The following is a 15265-nucleotide window of genomic DNA, read 5'->3' as shown; positions in this document are numbered from 1 at the left end:
AACCCTTTGCGCGGGCGCTGCGACATCCGTCAACACCGCCTTTGAAGGCGCGAGCCTATCAAAATGCGAGCCGCTCTTGAGCGGAAGCGGTGAGCAGTCGCGAAAAATAGCTGGCCAGCCGGCGCGCGAACAGATGCCCGAGTTTGACGCCATTGGCCCAAGTCTCTACCCTTCGCGCCTTGCAACAGGTGCCCCCGCGCAATGCGTCGAGGGGTGAAACAGGGAAGTCGGTGCGTTTGGCCTCAGCCGCCAACAATTCCGACGCTGCCCCCGCAACGGTAGACGAGTCAAACCGACGCTTTTTCAACCACTGTGCACTGCAGGTCTTCGATCTGCCGGCATGGGAAGGTGCGTTCGGTGGCGCTCTGGTTTTCCAGAGACGCCGCTCGTAAGCCCGGAGACCGGCCTGCTGCAGTCCATGGCACCGCGGAGGGCGTTGTCTGGCGTGTGGGCTGCGCCATTGCCAGCCCGTGCGTCGTCGTTCTCCGTATGCCTTTCCCAGCCTGTGTCGCCCGGGTGAGAGCGACGGAGCATACAACGCGATGAGCAAGACCCTTCTAGAGCCGACAGCCCTGGTGCTGTGCGGCCTCTGCTGCATTCCCCTGGCCCATGGGGCCGAACCCACCCACCTGGATGATCAGGTGGTGACCGCCACCCGCACCGCGCAGACCACTCGCCAGAGCCTGGCGGCGGTGACGCTGTTCGACCGTGCGCAGATCGAGCGCAGCCAGGCCAGCTCGGTGCCGGAACTGCTGCGCAGCGTGCCGGGTGTGTCCTTCAGCAACAACGGCGGGCCGGGCAAGAACAGTTCGCTGTTCATGCGCGGCACCGAGTCCGACCATGTGCTGGTGCTGATCGACGGGGTCAAGGCCGGTTCGGCGACCTCCGGCGGCGCCGCGTTGCAGGACCTGCCACTGGAGCTGATCGAACGGATCGAAGTGGTGCGCGGGCCGCGCTCCTCGCTGTACGGCTCGGAGGCGATTGGCGGGGTGATCCAGATATTCACCCGCAAGGGCGATGGCCGCGGCGTCAAACCGTTCTTGTCTGCCGGCTACGGCACCCATGACAGCTACAGCGGCGGTGCCGGGGTTTCCGGCGGCGATGGCAAGGCCTGGTACAGCCTGGGCGTCAGCGGTACGGACAGCGACGGGATCAACACCAAGCCACAGCAGGCCAGCGGTTACGAAAACGATGCCGATGGCTACCGCAACCTGTCCGGATCAGTGCGCGCCGGTTACCGCTTCGACAACGGCCTGGAGCTGGACGCCAACCTGCTGCACGCCAAGGGCCACAACGACTATGACCAGGTCAACCGCACCCGCACCTCGGGCTTTCGCGCCAACGCCGACAGCCTGTCGAGGGTCGTCGGCACTCGCGCGCGTTTCTCGCCATTGCAACCCTGGCAGGTCACCCTGCAGGCCGGACGCAGCGAAGACAAATCCGACGCCTACCTGGACGGGCGCTTCAGCTCGCGCTTCGACACCCGCCGCGACACCTTCAGCTGGCAGAACGACCTGAGCCTGGCGGCCGGGCACAGCCTGATCGTTGGTCTCGATTATCAGCTTGATGAGGTCAACGGCAGCACTGCTTACGCCGAGGACTCCCGCGACAACAGCGGCGCCTTCGTCCAGTACCTCGGCGAGGTGGGCAGGCACGACTGGCAGCTGTCGTTGCGCCGCGACGACAACCAGCAGTTCGGCAAACACGACACCGGCAACCTCGCTTATGGCTACGCCCTGACCGACCGGCTGAGCGCGACGGTGAGCTACGGCACGGCGTTCAAGGCGCCGACCTTCAACGAGCTGTACTTTCCCGATTACGGCAACCCGCAACTGGATGCGGAAACCTCACGCAGCCTCGAAGTCGGCCTGGCCGGCGAGCAGGAGTGGGGCACCTGGGCGGTCAATGCGTTTCGCACCCGCGTCGACGACCTGATTGCCTACGACTCGAGCATCCAGGCGCCGGCCAATATCGACAAGGCGCGCATTCGCGGCGTCGAGCTGGTGCTCGGCAGCCAGCTGCTCGGGGTGGACTGGAACGCCAACTACACCCTGATGGAGCCGGAAAACAGCGCCGACGGTGCCAACGCCGGCAACGAGCTGGCGCGCCGGGCCAAGCAGATCTTCAACCTGGATCTGGACCGTCGCCTCGGCGCGTTCAACCTCGGCGCCAGCCTGCATGCCGAGGGTCAGCGCTACGACGACCTGGCCAACACCAAGGAACTGTCTGGCTACGCGACCCTGGACCTGCGTGGCGAATACCGCCTCACCCCCGAATGGCGCCTGCAAACCCGGGTGGCCAACCTGCTGAATGCCGATTACGAAACCGCCGAGGGCTATAACCAGCCCGGCCAGGCGGTGTATTTCAGCGTTCGATACCAAGCCCTCTAACCGCGACCGGCGCGTGTCGGCATTCGGCCGCTGCGCGCCTCAACAAGGAGCTACAGGATGAATCTGACACCGCGTACCCAACTGCTGCTCGGCCTGGCCCTGGCCGCGCTGATGGCCATGACCCGTGGTCAGCACTTCGCCACGGTCAACCTGCCCAGCGCCTCCTGGGCGGTGTTTTTCCTGGCGGGCGTGCTGCTCAAGCCGCGCTGGGTATTTCCGGCGCTGTTCATCGAAGCGTCGTTGCTGGATTTCGCCGCGATTCAATGGGCGGGCGTGAGCGACTGGTGCATGTCGCCGGCCTACTGGATGCTGGTGCCGGCCTACGGTTCGCTGTGGCTGGGTGGGCGCCTGTATGCCCGCTGGCACCGTGATCAGCCTGGCAGCCTTCTGCTGCTGGCGGCGGTCGTCGCGGTCAGCGCCCTGGTCTGCTACCTGTTTTCCGGCGGCGGCTTCCTGTTCTTCTCCGGCCGCTATCCCGAGCCGAGCCTGGCAGTGCTGGCAGAACGCATTGCCGTGTATTACCCGCGCTACCTGGGCAACCTGGCATTGTACGTCGGCCTGGCGACGCTGCTGTATGTCGGCGCGCGCTCCTGGCAACTGCTGCAGCGCCGCGCCGAGGCCAAGCGATGAGCGAGTCGGCCGAACGCGATGCCCGGCACAAGGCGCGCATGGAACGGAAAAAGGCCCTGATCGACGAAAAGATCGCCCAGGCCCAGGACGAATACGGCCTGCTGCTGGTGCACAGCGGCAACGGCAAGGGCAAGAGCAGCTCGGCCTTCGGCATGGTGGCGCGCGCCCTCGGCCATGGCTTCAAGGTCGGCGTGGTGCAGTTCATCAAGGGCGCGGCCAGCACCGGCGAGGAAACCTTCTTCCGGCGCTTTCCCGATGAGGTCAGCTACCACGTGATGGGCGAGGGTTTCACCTGGGAAACCCAGGACCGTCAGCGCGACATCGACAAGGCGCAGCAGGCCTGGGCGGTGGCGCGCCAGTTGCTGAGCGACCCGGCCATCGGCCTGGTGGTGCTCGATGAGCTGAACATCGCCCTGAAATACGGCTACCTGGAGCTGGACACGGTGCTCGCCGACATCGAAGCCCGGCCGCTGCTGCAACACGTGGTGGTGACGGGGCGTGGTGCGCTGCCGGGCATGATCGAGGCGGCCGACACCGTCACCGAGATGAGCCTGGTTAAACATGCCTTCAAGGCCGGCGTCAAAGCGCAGAAAGGTGTCGAGTATTGAGCATGAATCCCAGAGCGTGCCCGGCGCTGCTGATCGCCGCACCGGCCTCGGGCCAGGGCAAGACCACCGTCACCGCCGCCCTGGCGCGCCTGCATACGCGCCAGGGCAAGCGGGTGCGGGTGTTCAAGTGCGGGCCGGATTTTCTCGACCCGATGATCCTCGCCCGCGCCAGCGCCGCGCCGGTGTACCAGCTCGACCTGTGGATGGTCGGTGAGGCCGATAGCCGGCGTTTGCTGTGGCAGGCGGCAGGCGAGGCCGACCTGATTCTGATCGAAGGGGTGATGGGGCTGTTCGATGGCTCACCGTCCGCCGCCGATCTGGCGCGCCGCTTCGGCGTGCCGGTGCTGGCGGTGATCGACGCCTCAGCCATGGCTCAGACGTTCGCCGCGCTGGCCCATGGCCTGGCAACCTTCCAGGCCGATCTGCCGTTTTCCGGCGTGCTGGGCAACCGGGTCGGCAGCGCGCGCCACGGCGAGATGCTGCGCGATGCGCTGCCCGCGTCGATCCGCTGGTACGGTGCCTTGCCGCGCAGCGCCGAGGTCGAATTGCCGAGTCGTCACCTGGGCCTGATTCAGGCCGAGGAACTCGCCGATTTGGACGCCCGCCTGGACGCCGCAGCCGATGCCCTGGCGGCGAGTGCCGATGTCGGCCTGCCGCCCGCGGTCGAGTTTGCCGCCGCCGCGCCGCGTGCCCTGGTGCCGCTGCTGGCCGGTGTGCGCATCGGCGTGGCGCGCGACAGTGCTTTTGCTTTTCTCTACCAGGCCAACCTCGACCTGCTGCGCGAGCTGGGCGCCGAGTTGCGGTTTTTCTCACCGCTGGTCGACAGCGAACTGCCGGAGGTCGACAGCCTTTACCTGCCCGGCGGTTACCCCGAATTGCATCTGCAACGGCTTGCCGCCAACCAGGCCATGGCCACGGCAATTCGCGCCCACCATGCTGCCGGCAAGCCGATCCATGCCGAGTGCGGTGGCATGCTCTATTTATTCGAGCGGCTGACCGACAAAGCGGGCGACAGCGCGCCGATGCTCGGCCTGCTGCCAGGCGAGGCCAGCCTGCAACCGCGCCTTACCGCGCTGGCCTTGCAGGACACGCAACTGGCGGAAGGCCGTCTGCGCGGCCACACCTTTCACCATTCGGCGCTGAGCACGGCGCTGACGCCGATTGCCCACGGTGAATGTCCGAACTACCGGCGCACCGCCGAGGCGGTGTATCGCGTCGGCCGGCTGACAGCCTCGTACATCCACTTTTACCTGCCATCCGATCCCGCTGCAGCCGCCGCGCTGTTTCTGCCAAGGCAGCGCTCATGAGCGCCCATGCGTTCAGCCCAGAGGAACGCGCGGCGGTGTACCGGGCCATCGCCGAGCGCCGCGACATGCGTCACTTCAGCGGCGGTGAGGTGGCGCCCGAGGTGCTGGCCCGGCTGCTCGAGGCCGCGCACCAGGCGCCCAGTGTGGGCCTGATGCAGCCCTGGCGGTTTATCCGCATCACCCGGCCGCACCTGCGCGACACCATCCATGGCCTGGTCGAGGCCGAGCGGGTACGCACCGCCGAGGCCCTCGGCGAGCGCAGCGATGCATTCATGCGGCTCAAGGTCGAGGGCATTCGCGACTGCGCCGAGCTGCTGGTAGTGGCATTGATGGAAGGGCGTGAGGCGCACGTCTTCGGTCGCCGCACGCTGCCGGAGATGGACCTGGCGTCCGTTGCCTGCGCCATTCAGAATCTCTGGCTGGCCGCCCGCGCCGAAGGTCTTGGCATGGGCTGGGTGTCGCTGTTCGAGCCGGCCGCGCTGGCCGAGCTGCTCGGCATGCCGCCCGGCAGCACGCCGGTCGCGCTGCTGTGCCTGGGCCCGGTCGAGGCCTTTTACGAGGCGCCGATGCTGGCGCAGCTGGGCTGGGCCGAGCCGCGACCGCTCGACGAACTGGTCTTTCACGAACAATGGGGAGCACGCCTGTGAGCAAAGGCCCGCAACGGATCGTCTGCCTGTCCTCGGAAACCTGCGAAACCCTCTACCTGCTCGGCGAGCAGGCGCGTATCGCCGGCATCTCCGGGTTCACCGTGCGCCCGCCCCAGGCGCGCAAGGAAAAGCCCAAGGTCAGCGGCTTCACCACGGCGCGGCTGGATAAGATTCTCGCGGTCAAGCCCGACCTGGTGCTCGGCTACTGCGACCTGCAGGCCGATATCGCCGCCGACCTGGCCCGGGAAGGGCTGGAAGTGCACCTGTTCAACCAGCGCGACATCGCCGGCACCTTGCGCATGATCGAAACCCTCGGCGCCCTGGTGCACGCCAACGAACGCGCCGAGCGGCTGATCGACGAGCTGCAGGCCGGGCTTGCCGCCATTCGCGCCAGCGCCGCGCAGTTGCCGCGGCGGCCCAAGGTGTATTTCGAGGAATGGAACGAGCCGCTGATCAGCGGCATCGGCTGGGTCAGCGAACTGATCGAACTGGCTGGTGGCGAGGATTGCTTCGCCGAGCTGGGCGGGTACAAGCGGGCCAAGCAGCGGATCATCGCCGACCCCATGGAAGTGGTGCGCCGTGCGCCCGAGCTGATCGTCGGCTCCTGGTGCGGCAAGCGCTTTCGCCCTGAACAGGTCGCCGCGCGCCCCGGCTGGCAGGCGATACCCGCGGTGCGCAATGGACAGTTGTTCGAGATCAAGTCGCCCGACATCCTCCAGGCCGGGCCGGCAGCGCTGACCGATGGGGTGCGCCAGTTGCACACGCTAATTCGCGGCTGTCTGGCGCTGAACCCATGAGCCTGGTCTTTGGCGCGGTAGCCGGTGTGGCCCTGGATGCGCTGCTCGGCGAAGCGAAGGGCTGGCACCCGCTGGTGGCGTTCGGGCGCATGGCGGCGCGCATCGAGCAACGCTTCAACCCGGCCGGCAGTGGCTGGCGCAGTCACGGGGTCAGCGCCTGGTGCCTTGCGGTGCTGCCGCTGACGCTGCTGGTGGGGTTGCTGGCGCAGTTGCCGCTGCTGGGCTGGGCGGTGGAAATCATCGCGCTGTATGTCGCCCTCGGGCTGAAGAGCCTGGCCGAGCACGCATTGCCGGTGGCCCAGGCGTTGCGTCTGGGCGATCTGCCGCTGGCGCGCGAGCGGGTGGGCTATATGGTCAGCCGCACTACCGCGGAGCTCGACGCCTCAGGCGTGGCCCGCGCCGGCAGCGAATCGGTGCTGGAAAACGGCTCCGATGCGGTATTCGCCGCGCTGTTCTGGTTCCTGGTTGCCGGCGCGCCTGGCGTGGTGCTGTACCGCCTGAGCAATACCCTGGATGCCATGTGGGGCTATCGCAACGAACGGTTCGAGCGTTTTGGCTGGGCCGCGGCGAAGATCGATGACGTGCTCAACTACCTGCCGGCGCGCCTGGTCGCGTTGACCTATGCAGTGCTCGGCCGCACCGCGCTGGCGCTGCGCTGCTGGCGCACCCAGGCGCCGCTGTGGGACAGCCCCAACGCCGGGCCGGTGATGGCGGCCGGCGCCGGTGCCCTGGGCATCAGCCTGGGCGGTGCGGCCGAATACCACGGCGAACTGCACCTGCGCCCGCAGCTCGGTGAGGGGCCGCCGGCCGCCGCGCGCGACATCGAGCGGGCGCTGAATCTGGTCTACGGCGGCGTCCTGCTGTGGCTGGCCGTGCTACTACTGTGGAGCCTGCAGCGTGCTTGAGCATGGCGGCCGTCTGCGCGCGGCGGCGCTGCGCCACGGCATTCCAGTCGGCGACTGGCTGGACCTGTCGACCGGCATCGCGCCCTACGGCTGGCCGCTGCCGGCCATACCGGCGGCGGCCTGGGCGCGCCTGCCGGAGCAGGACGACGGCCTGGAAGCGGCCGCGCGCGACTATTACGCGGTCAGCCATCTGCTGCCGGTCGCTGGCTCCCAGGCCGCATTGCAGGCGTTGCCGCGCCTACGCCGTAATGCCACGGTCGGCATCGTCTCGCCGGCTTACGCCGAACACGCCGCGGCTTGGCAACGCGAAGGCCACCGGGTGTTGACGATCAGCGAAGCGAGCGTCAACCGCGCGCTCGAGCGTCTCGATGTGCTGCTGCTGATCACCCCGAACAACCCCACTGGCCGCCGTTTCGAGCGCGAACAACTGTTGATCTGGCATGCCCGGCTGGCCGAGCGCGGCGGCTGGCTGGTGGTCGACGAAGCCTTTATCGACTGCACCCCGGAGCAGAGCCTGGCGCCGCACAGCGGCTTGCCGGGGCTGATCGTGCTGCGCTCGTTCGGCAAGTTCTTCGGCCTGGCCGGCATTCGCCTCGGTTTCGTCCTGGCGCAACAGGTGCTGCTCGATCAACTGGCCGAATTGCTCGGGCCCTGGACCGTCAGCGGGCCAAGCCGGGCCGTGGCGACGGCCTTGCTGCAGGATGCCGCGGGCCAGCAGCGCCAGCGTCAGCGTCTGCTTGCCGATGGCCAGCGGCTCGCCGCGCTGCTGGCCGAGCAGGGCCTGCCGGCAACGGGCGGCTGCGCCTTGTTTCAATGGATCGCCAGCGACCTGGCGCCCGTGCTGCACGAATTTCTCGCCTGCAACGGCATTCTCACCCGCCTGTTCGACAGCCCCTGCAGCCTGCGTTTCGGCTTGCCCGCGGATGAGCAGGGCTGGCTGCGCCTCGAGCAGGCGCTCCACGTATTCGCCAAGGAAACCGCATGAGTCAGCTAACGGCGCGCAGCGCGACCCTGATGGTCCAGGGCACCACCTCCGATGCCGGCAAAAGTACCCTGGTCACCGCGCTGTGCCGCTGGTTGCGCCGCCAAGGCGTTGCTGTGGTCCCGTTCAAACCGCAGAACATGGCGCTCAACAGCGCGGTGACCGCCGATGGTGGCGAGATCGGCCGTGCCCAGGCGGTACAGGCCCAGGCCGCGGGTTTGCCGCCGCACACCGACATGAACCCGGTGCTGCTCAAACCCAACAGCGATATCGGCGCCCAGGTGATCATCCACGGCCGCGCCCTCAGCAGCATGGATGCGGTCGCCTACCACGACTACAAGAAGGTGGCGATGAACGCCGTGTTGGAGTCCCACCAGCGTCTGACGGCCGCTTATCCGGTGGTGATGGTGGAAGGCGCCGGTTCGCCGGCGGAGATCAACCTGCGCGCCGGCGACATTGCCAACATGGGCTTTGCCGAGGCGGTGGATTGCCCGGTGATCCTGATCGCCGATATCGACAAGGGCGGCGTGTTCGCCCATCTGGTCGGCACGCTCGCGTTGCTCAGCGCATCGGAACAGGCGCGGATCAAGGGCTTCGTGATCAACCGGTTTCGCGGCGATATCGCGTTGTTGCAACCGGGCCTGGACTGGCTCGAACAGCGCACCGGCAAGCCGGTGCTCGGGGTGTTGCCCTACCTGATGGATTTTCACCTGGAAGCCGAGGACGCCATCGACGTTCGCCAGGGCGACAAGACCGCCGAGACGCTCAAGGTGGTGGTGCCGGTGCTGCCGCGCATCAGCAACCACACCGACTTCGATCCGCTGCGCTTGCACCCGCAGGTTCAGCTGACTTTTGTCGGGCCTGGCCAGCCGATTCCGCCGGCCGATCTGCTGATTCTGCCGGGCTCGAAGAGCGTGCGCGCCGACCTGGCGTTTCTACGTGAGCAGGGCTGGGAGGGGGCGATTCATAAGCACCTACGTTATGGCGGCAAACTGCTGGGGATCTGCGGCGGCTTGCAGATGCTCGGTAAGCGTATTGACGACCCCCATGGCCTGGAAGGCGCCGCCGGCAGCAGCGCGGGGCTCGGTCTGCTGGATTTCACCACGCGCCTGGAAGCGGAAAAGCAGCTGCGCAACGTGCGCGGCCGGCTGTGCCTGGAAGACGTGCCGGTCAGCGGCTACGAAATTCATGCCGGGGTCAGTACAGGCGAGGGCTTGAACGCCGCCGTGCGGCTGGACGATGGTCGCGTCGATGGTGCGTTGAGTGCCGATGGCCAGGTGCTTGGCACCTACCTGCATGGCCTGTTTGAAACACCGCAGGCCTGCAGCGCCTTGCTGCGCTGGGCCGGGCTGCGCGATGTGCAGCCGGTGGATTATCACGCTTTGCGTGAGCGCGATATTGAGCGCCTGGCGGATATGGTCGAGCAGCATTTGAATACGGCGCAGCTGCGCCAGCTATGCGGTCTGGCGTAGGGTGCGCCGTGCGCACCACCGAGGCTCCAACCGAGACAGCAATGGTGCGCGCGGCGCACCCTACGGAGTGGCGATGCTTGAAATGATTCTCGGCGGTGCCCGGTCCGGCAAGAGCGCGCTGGCGGAAAAGCTGGCCGGCGAAAGCGGGCTGGCGGTTACCTATATCGCCACCAGCCAGGCGCTGGACGGCGAGATGGATGCACGCATCCTTCACCACCGTCAGCGCCGGCCGGCGCATTGGGCGCTGGCGGAAGAGCCCGTGCAGCTGGCGCGGGTGCTGCGCGAGCATGCGGCGGCCGAGCGTTGCCTGCTGGTCGATTGCCTGACCCTGTGGCTGACTAACCTGCTGATGCTGGACGACCCGGCGCGCCTGGATGCCGAGCGCGACGCGCTGCTCGCCAGCCTGGCCGAGTTGCCGGGGCGGATCATTCTGGTCAGCAACGAAACCGGTTTGGGCGTGGTACCGATGGGCGAGCTGACCCGGCGCTATGTCGATGCCGCAGGCTGGCTGCATCAGGCCCTGGCCGCACGTTGTCAGCGGGTGATCTTCACTGTTGCCGGCCTGCCGATGCTGTTGAAAGGAGAAGCGCTATGAGCATGCACTGGTGGCAAGAACCCTGTCAGCCGCTTGATCACGTGGCCCGGGGCAAGGCCCAGGCCCGTCAGCAGCAACTGACCAAACCGGCCGGCTCGCTAGGCCAGCTCGAACAGCTGGCGATTCAGCTGGCGGCGCTGCAGGGCAGCGAACGGCCGCGGGTCGAGCGGGTGTCGATCGCCATCTTTGCCGGCGATCACGGCGTGGTGGCGGAGGGCGTGTCCGCCTTTCCGCAGGCGGTGACCGGGCAGATGTTGCGCAACTTCGTCAGCGGCGGCGCCGCGATCAGCGTGCTGGCGCGCCATCTGCAGACCAGCCTGGAAGTGATCGACCTGGGCACCGCCGTGCCCCTGGACCCGCTGCCGGGCGTGCTGCATCTGAACCTCGGTGCGGGCACCGCGAACTTTCTTCATGGCCCGGCGATGAGCGCGGCCCAGGTTACCGCTGCGCTGGCGGCAGGTCGCGAGACGGTGTTGCGCGCCCAGCAGCGCGGCTGCGAGTTGTATCTCGGCGGCGAGATGGGCATCGGCAATACCACCGCCGCTACGGCGCTGGCCTGCCTGCTGCTGGAGCGCCCGGCGGGTGCGCTGGTCGGCCCTGGTACGGGACTTGATGATGCGGGCATCGCCCGCAAGCTGGCGGTGATCGATAGCGCGCTCGCGCTGCACCGCCTGCGTCCGCTCGAGCCAATCGAGGCCCTGGCGGCGCTTGGCGGTTTTGAAATCGCCGCGCTGGTCGGCGCATACCTGGCCTGCGCGCAACAGGGCATCGTCGCCCTGGTCGATGGCTATATCTGCAGCGTCGCCGCGCTGCTGGCGGTGCGTCTGAACCCGGCCTCGCGCGAGTGGCTGCTGTTCGCCCATTGCGGCGCCGAGCCCGGGCACCAGGTGGTGCTCGCGGCGCTGCGCGCCGAGGTACTTCTCGATCTCGGCCTGCGCCTGGGCGAAGGCAGCGGCGCCGCCTTGGCCGTGCCTCTATTGCAGCTTGCCTGTCGTCTGCACAACGAGATGGCGACCTTTGCCGAAGCCGCCGTGGCCGAGCGTCAGGCATGACCCTGCATCTGGAACTCCTGCGCCACGGCGAGACCGAACTGGGCGGCGGCCTGCGCGGCAGCCTCGACGATGCGCTGACCGCAACGGGCTGGGCGCAGCTGCGTGACGCCATGGCCAATGCAGGGCCCTGGCAGCGCCTGATCAGCTCGCCGCTGCAGCGCTGCGCCCGCTTTGCCGAAGAGCTGGCCCAGCAGCACGGCTTGCCGTTGAGCCTTGAACCTGATTTACAGGAACTGCATTTCGGCGAGTGGGAAGGGCGCAGCGCCGCCGAGTTGATGCAGACCGACGCCGACGACCTCGGCCGTTTCTGGGCCGATCCCTACGCATTCACCCCACCGGGCGGCGAGCCGCTGCTGGCATTCGAGGTGCGGGTGCTCGGCGCGCTGCAGCGGCTCCACGCACTGCATGCTGGCGAGCGCTTGTTGCTGATCACCCACGGCGGGGTGATGCGCCTGCTACTGGCACGGGCACGGGCGTTGCCACGCAGCGCTTTGTTGCAGGTCAATGTCGGTTACGCCGAGCGCTTGCGCCTGACCCTGGATGGCCGCGGCACGCTGCGAGAGCTCGGATGATTGCGCTGCTGATTGCCGTGCAGTTTCTCACCCGCCTGCCCGTGCGCCTGGCCGAGCTGCCAACGCCGCAGCAGGTTGGCCGCTCGCTGCTCTGGTACCCGCTGGTAGGTGCGCTGCTGGGGCTGTTGCTGCTCGCTGCGCACGGGCTGATCGATGACAGTTCGCCGCTGTTGCAGGCGGCCCTGTTGCTGGCCCTGTGGGTGGGGCTGACCGGCGGCTTGCACCTGGACGGGCTGGCCGACAGCGCCGACGCCTGGATCGGCGGCTACGGTGACCGCGAACGCACCCTGGCGATCATGAAAGACCCCCGCAGCGGTCCGATTGCCGTGGTCGTGCTGGTGTTGCTGCTGTTGCTCAAGTTTGCCGCGCTGGTGACGCTGATCGAGGCGGCCCAGGCCTGGAGCATGCCGCTGGTGGCAGTGCTGGGGCGCGCGGCAGTGCTGGCGCTGTTTCTGACCACGGGCTACGTGCGGCCGGGTGGCCTGGGTCAGACCCTCGCCGAGCAGTTGCCGCGGCCGGCGGGGTGGCGCGTGCTGGCAGCCGTCGCGCTGGTGCTGCCGGCGCTGGCCGGTATCGAGGCGCTGGTTGCATTGCTGTTGGCCGCCGGCGGTTTCTGGGCCTTGCGGCGGATGATGCTGCAACGCCTCGGCGGCACCACAGGCGATACCGCGGGCGCGCTGGTGGAAGTGCTGGAGTGTCTGATGCTGCTTGGCCTGGCGCTGCTAGTCGATTAAGCGGCAGCGCCTCAACCGGCTCAGGCCGCCATGCTGATGCTTTCGCATTCCTCGACGCAGCGTTGGCACGCCTGGGCGCATTGCTGGCAATGCTCATGGTGGTGCTTGCTGCATTCTTCCGCACAGGCCTGGCAGGCCACCGCGCAGAGGCGACAGATTTCGTCGACCAGGGCACTGTCGCGGGCCATCAGCGCTTCCGCCAGGCGGCACATGTCGGCGCAGTCGCGATCAAGCTTGATGCAGGTGGCCATCATCTTTACGTCCTCCTCCTTGAGGCACTCCGAAGCGCAGACCTCGCACGCAATGGCGCAGGCGCTGCAGGCCTGGATGCAGGATGCATAGCGGGGCGAGTTGAGGGATTGCAGATTCATGGGTCGTTCCTCCGTTCTAGCGTGTGGTGGGCGGTTGACCGAGAGGCCGCAGGGGTGTTCAACAGTTTTGCCGCTGATGTGACGAGCGGGGCAACGGCGCGTTGCGGTAACCAGACGCTGGACGTCGTTAGTCGAATTGCCTTCTGCGCCGGTCGGGCTCAACCTAAGCGGGCGCAATTTAACGAGAATCTCAGGGGAGGATCAGATGACCTCAGTGTGGCGAACGAGTGGATGGATTCTGGCAGGCGGGTCGCTGATCCTGGCGCTGTCGCTGGGCATTCGCCACGGCTTTGGCTTGTTCCTGCCGCCGATGAGCGCGGAGTTCGGCTGGGGGCGCGAGGTGTTTGCCTTCGCCATCGCCCTGCAGAACCTGATCTGGGGCCTGGCCCAGCCGTTCGCCGGTGCCGCGGCGGATCGTTTCGGCGCCCAGCGCACCGTGATCATCGGCGGCATTTTGTATGCGCTTGGCCTGCTTTGCATGGGCCTGGCGGATTCGCCGACAACACTGTCGCTGAGTGCCGGTTTGCTGATCGGCATCGGCCTGTCCGGTACTTCGTTCTCGGTCATTCTCGGCGTGGTCGGGCGTGCGGTGCCGGCGGAAAAGCGCAGCATGGCGATGGGCATCGCCGCCGCGGCCGGCTCGTTCGGGCAGTTCGCCATGTTGCCGGGCACGCTGGGGTTGATCGGCTGGCTAGGCTGGTCGGCGGCGTTGCTCGCGCTGGGCTTGCTGGTGGCGCTGATCGTGCCCCTGGCCGCGATGATCAAGGACGTGCCGATGCCACGCATGGGCCACGAGCAGACCCTCGCCGAGGCGCTGCGCGAAGCCTGTGCACACTCGGGCTTCTGGTTGCTGGCCCTGGGCTTTTTCGTCTGCGGGTTTCAGGTGGTGTTTATCGGCGTGCACCTGCCGGCGTTTCTGGTTGATCAGCACCTTCCTGCATTGGTCGGCACCACGGTGCTGGCGCTGGTCGGCCTGTTCAATATCTTCGGCACCTACATCGCCGGCTGGCTCGGTGGGCGCATGTCCAAACCGCGGCTGCTCAGCGCCCTGTACCTGGCGCGCGCGGTGGTGATCACCGCGTTCGTGGTTGCGCCGCTGACGGTGTGGAGCGCCTACGCCTTCGGTATCGCCATGGGTCTGCTGTGGCTGTCCACGGTGCCCCTGACCAATGGCACGGTGGCGACCCTGTTCGGCGTGCGCAACCTGTCGATGCTGGGTGGCATCGTGTTCCTGTTTCACCAGCTCGGTGCGTTTCTTGGCGGCTGGCTCGGCGGTTATCTGTATGACCGCACGGGCAGCTATGACCTGGTTTGGCAGATCGCCATCGTTCTCAGCCTGCTGGCGGCAGCGTTGAACTGGCCGGTGCGCGAGCAGCCGGTGGCGCGCCTGCAGAAACTCCAGGTGGGTGCATGAGCAGCCGAATGGGGGGCGCCCTGGCGGCGGTGCTGGGCGTGCTGTTGCTGGGTCTGGCCTGGTGGGGCTGGCAGCAGGGGGGATTGGCCATTTTGCAGTTGGCCACGATGGTGTGTTGAGCGCGGGTTGCCGCGAGCATTTTTCGAGGATTGATGTATGTCGCTGCGTAACGGTTTGCTCGTTCTGCTGATTGGTTTGTTTGCCGCACCGGCGCTGGCGGCGCAGTGCCCGGCGCTGCTGCAGGGCGAGTTGCCGAAGCTGCGCAGCAAGGCGCGCATCGACCTCTGCGAGCAGTTCGCCGGCAAGCCGCTGGTAGTGGTCAATACCGCCAGCTTCTGTGGCTTCACGCCGCAGTTCAAGGGGCTCGAGGCGCTGTATCAACGCTACAGGGCTGAGGGTCTGGAGGTGCTGGGCGTACCGTCCGATGACTTCAAGCAGGAGTCCGCCGATGTCGAGGAAACGGCCAGCGTGTGCTACGTCAATTACGGCGTGACCTTCACCATGAGCGAGCCGCAGGTCGTTACCGGCGCCGACGCCACCACGCTGTTCAAGGCGCTGACGGCGCAAAGCCAGGCGCCCGACTGGAACTTCAACAAATACGTGATCGACCGCCAGGGCAAGGTGGTCGCGCGTTTTTCCAGCCGGGTCGAACCGGATGACCCGAGGCTGATTGAGGCCGTGGAGCAGGCCATCGCCTCGGGCCCCTGAAGCCCTGCTCCGCGCCGCCGCCATCGAAGAGCCATTCACCCATCTGGGCGATGGGATGGCTGCGGGTGACTCCCTAGACTT

General features: G+C 67.3%; 17 protein-coding genes and 1 riboswitch. Of the genes, 16 read left to right on the top strand and 1 reads right to left on the bottom strand.

All coding sequences use genetic code 11. The features are described 5' to 3' along the window. The first annotated feature begins 169 nt into the window (after positions 1-169). Positions 170-424, top strand: a riboswitch (cobalamin riboswitch). 118 nt (positions 425-542) lie between these two features. The 13 genes from btuB to ACX0MV_RS11780 all read left to right on the top strand — a co-directional run bounded on the left by btuB (position 543) and on the right by ACX0MV_RS11780 (position 12691). Further along, a complete protein-coding gene (gene btuB / locus ACX0MV_RS11840) occupies positions 543-2390 on the top strand; it encodes a TonB-dependent vitamin B12 receptor (RefSeq protein WP_458982704.1) in 1848 nt (615 codons plus the stop codon). Between the two features lie 57 nt (positions 2391-2447). Next, a complete protein-coding gene (locus tag ACX0MV_RS11835) occupies positions 2448-3020 on the top strand; it encodes a hypothetical protein (protein ID WP_458982703.1) in 573 nt (190 codons plus the stop codon). Next, a complete protein-coding gene (gene cobO / locus ACX0MV_RS11830) occupies positions 3017-3628 on the top strand; it encodes a cob(I)yrinic acid a,c-diamide adenosyltransferase (protein ID WP_458982702.1) in 612 nt (203 codons plus the stop codon). Before ACX0MV_RS11835 ends, cobO begins: the two co-directional genes overlap by 4 nt. Positions 3629-3630: 2 nt before the next feature. Beyond that, positions 3631-4935 (top strand): cobyrinic acid a,c-diamide synthase CobB, encoded by a 1305-nt coding sequence (locus ACX0MV_RS11825; RefSeq protein WP_458982701.1) that lies wholly within the window; start codon positions 3631-3633, stop codon positions 4933-4935. After that, positions 4932-5582, top strand: coding sequence for a 5,6-dimethylbenzimidazole synthase (gene bluB, locus ACX0MV_RS11820; RefSeq protein WP_458982700.1), 651 nt, complete (start codon positions 4932-4934; stop codon positions 5580-5582). Before ACX0MV_RS11825 ends, bluB begins: the two co-directional genes overlap by 4 nt. Next, complete coding sequence (locus tag ACX0MV_RS11815) at positions 5579-6379, top strand: cobalamin-binding protein (protein ID WP_458982699.1); 801 nt, start codon at positions 5579-5581, stop codon at positions 6377-6379. Before bluB ends, ACX0MV_RS11815 begins: the two co-directional genes overlap by 4 nt. Then, a complete protein-coding gene (gene cbiB / locus ACX0MV_RS11810) occupies positions 6376-7284 on the top strand; it encodes an adenosylcobinamide-phosphate synthase CbiB (RefSeq protein ID WP_458982698.1) in 909 nt (302 codons plus the stop codon). Before ACX0MV_RS11815 ends, cbiB begins: the two co-directional genes overlap by 4 nt. Continuing rightward, positions 7277-8269 (top strand): threonine-phosphate decarboxylase CobD, encoded by a 993-nt coding sequence (gene cobD, locus ACX0MV_RS11805; RefSeq protein WP_458982697.1) that lies wholly within the window; start codon positions 7277-7279, stop codon positions 8267-8269. Before cbiB ends, cobD begins: the two co-directional genes overlap by 8 nt. Beyond that, entirely contained in the window at positions 8266-9738 is a 1473-nt protein-coding gene (locus ACX0MV_RS11800) for a cobyric acid synthase (protein WP_458982696.1), read from the top strand. The genes cobD and ACX0MV_RS11800 overlap by 4 nt, the downstream gene beginning before the upstream one ends. A gap of 73 nt (positions 9739-9811) precedes the next feature. After that, complete coding sequence (gene cobU / locus ACX0MV_RS11795; RefSeq protein ID WP_458982695.1) at positions 9812-10333, top strand: bifunctional adenosylcobinamide kinase/adenosylcobinamide-phosphate guanylyltransferase; 522 nt, start codon at positions 9812-9814, stop codon at positions 10331-10333. After that, positions 10330-11385 (top strand): nicotinate-nucleotide--dimethylbenzimidazole phosphoribosyltransferase, encoded by a 1056-nt coding sequence (gene cobT / locus ACX0MV_RS11790; RefSeq protein WP_458982694.1) that lies wholly within the window; start codon positions 10330-10332, stop codon positions 11383-11385. The genes cobU and cobT overlap by 4 nt, the downstream gene beginning before the upstream one ends. After that, complete coding sequence (gene cobC, locus ACX0MV_RS11785) at positions 11382-11957, top strand: alpha-ribazole phosphatase family protein (protein ID WP_458982693.1); 576 nt, start codon at positions 11382-11384, stop codon at positions 11955-11957. Before cobT ends, cobC begins: the two co-directional genes overlap by 4 nt. After that, complete coding sequence (locus ACX0MV_RS11780) at positions 11954-12691, top strand: adenosylcobinamide-GDP ribazoletransferase (protein ID WP_458982692.1); 738 nt, start codon at positions 11954-11956, stop codon at positions 12689-12691. Before cobC ends, ACX0MV_RS11780 begins: the two co-directional genes overlap by 4 nt. Positions 12692-12711: 20 nt before the next feature. Here the strand turns inward: ACX0MV_RS11780 and ACX0MV_RS11775 are convergent, their stop codons facing one another. Next, positions 12712-13062 carry a four-helix bundle copper-binding protein gene (locus ACX0MV_RS11775; protein ID WP_458982691.1) on the bottom strand — a complete coding sequence of 117 codons (351 nt, stop codon included), beginning with the start codon at positions 13060-13062 and terminating at the stop codon, positions 12712-12714. A gap of 205 nt (positions 13063-13267) precedes the next feature. On the opposite strand from ACX0MV_RS11775, the gene ACX0MV_RS11770 reads away from it, so the two are divergent. The 3 genes from ACX0MV_RS11770 to ACX0MV_RS11760 are packed head-to-tail and all read left to right on the top strand — an operon-like array spanning position 13268 to position 15184. Continuing rightward, on the top strand, positions 13268-14476 hold the full coding sequence (locus ACX0MV_RS11770) for an MFS transporter (protein ID WP_458982690.1): 1209 nt from the start codon (positions 13268-13270) through the stop codon (positions 14474-14476). Further along, the gene (locus ACX0MV_RS11765) at positions 14473-14595 is read left to right on the top strand and encodes a hypothetical protein (RefSeq protein ID WP_458982689.1); all 123 of its coding nucleotides are present in this window, start codon (positions 14473-14475) and stop codon (positions 14593-14595) included. The genes ACX0MV_RS11770 and ACX0MV_RS11765 overlap by 4 nt, the downstream gene beginning before the upstream one ends. Before the next feature lie 37 nt (positions 14596-14632). After that, positions 14633-15184 (top strand): glutathione peroxidase, encoded by a 552-nt coding sequence (locus tag ACX0MV_RS11760; RefSeq protein ID WP_458982688.1) that lies wholly within the window; start codon positions 14633-14635, stop codon positions 15182-15184. Positions 15185-15265: the final 81 nt, after the last annotated feature.

The sequence above is a fragment of the Pseudomonas cistanchae genome (genome assembly GCF_054483635.1).
Note: the sequence above shows the minus strand (reverse complement) of the source record. Positions and strands in the feature narration are given on the sequence as shown.

Excerpts from the sequence above, each read along its gene's own strand:
- btuB (WP_458982704.1), top strand. The coding sequence starts at position 543 with ATGAGCAAGACCCTTCTAGAGCCGACAGCCCTGGTGCTGTGCGGCCTC.
- ACX0MV_RS11835 (WP_458982703.1), top strand. The coding sequence starts at position 2,448 with ATGAATCTGACACCGCGTACCCAACTGCTGCTCGGCCTGGCCCTGGCC.
- cobO (WP_458982702.1), top strand. The coding sequence starts at position 3,017 with ATGAGCGAGTCGGCCGAACGCGATGCCCGGCACAAGGCGCGCATGGAA.
- ACX0MV_RS11825 (WP_458982701.1), top strand. The coding sequence starts at position 3,631 with ATGAATCCCAGAGCGTGCCCGGCGCTGCTGATCGCCGCACCGGCCTCG.
- bluB (WP_458982700.1), top strand. The coding sequence starts at position 4,932 with ATGAGCGCCCATGCGTTCAGCCCAGAGGAACGCGCGGCGGTGTACCGG.
- cbiB (WP_458982698.1), top strand. The coding sequence starts at position 6,376 with ATGAGCCTGGTCTTTGGCGCGGTAGCCGGTGTGGCCCTGGATGCGCTG.
- ACX0MV_RS11800 (WP_458982696.1), top strand. The coding sequence starts at position 8,266 with ATGAGTCAGCTAACGGCGCGCAGCGCGACCCTGATGGTCCAGGGCACC.
- cobU (WP_458982695.1), top strand. The coding sequence starts at position 9,812 with ATGCTTGAAATGATTCTCGGCGGTGCCCGGTCCGGCAAGAGCGCGCTG.
- cobT (WP_458982694.1), top strand. The coding sequence starts at position 10,330 with ATGAGCATGCACTGGTGGCAAGAACCCTGTCAGCCGCTTGATCACGTG.
- cobC (WP_458982693.1), top strand. The coding sequence starts at position 11,382 with ATGACCCTGCATCTGGAACTCCTGCGCCACGGCGAGACCGAACTGGGC.
- ACX0MV_RS11780 (WP_458982692.1), top strand. The coding sequence starts at position 11,954 with ATGATTGCGCTGCTGATTGCCGTGCAGTTTCTCACCCGCCTGCCCGTG.
- ACX0MV_RS11775 (WP_458982691.1), bottom strand. The coding sequence starts at position 13,062 with ATGAATCTGCAATCCCTCAACTCGCCCCGCTATGCATCCTGCATCCAG.
- ACX0MV_RS11770 (WP_458982690.1), top strand. The coding sequence starts at position 13,268 with ATGACCTCAGTGTGGCGAACGAGTGGATGGATTCTGGCAGGCGGGTCG.
- ACX0MV_RS11765 (WP_458982689.1), top strand. The coding sequence starts at position 14,473 with ATGAGCAGCCGAATGGGGGGCGCCCTGGCGGCGGTGCTGGGCGTGCTG.
- ACX0MV_RS11760 (WP_458982688.1), top strand. The coding sequence starts at position 14,633 with ATGTCGCTGCGTAACGGTTTGCTCGTTCTGCTGATTGGTTTGTTTGCC.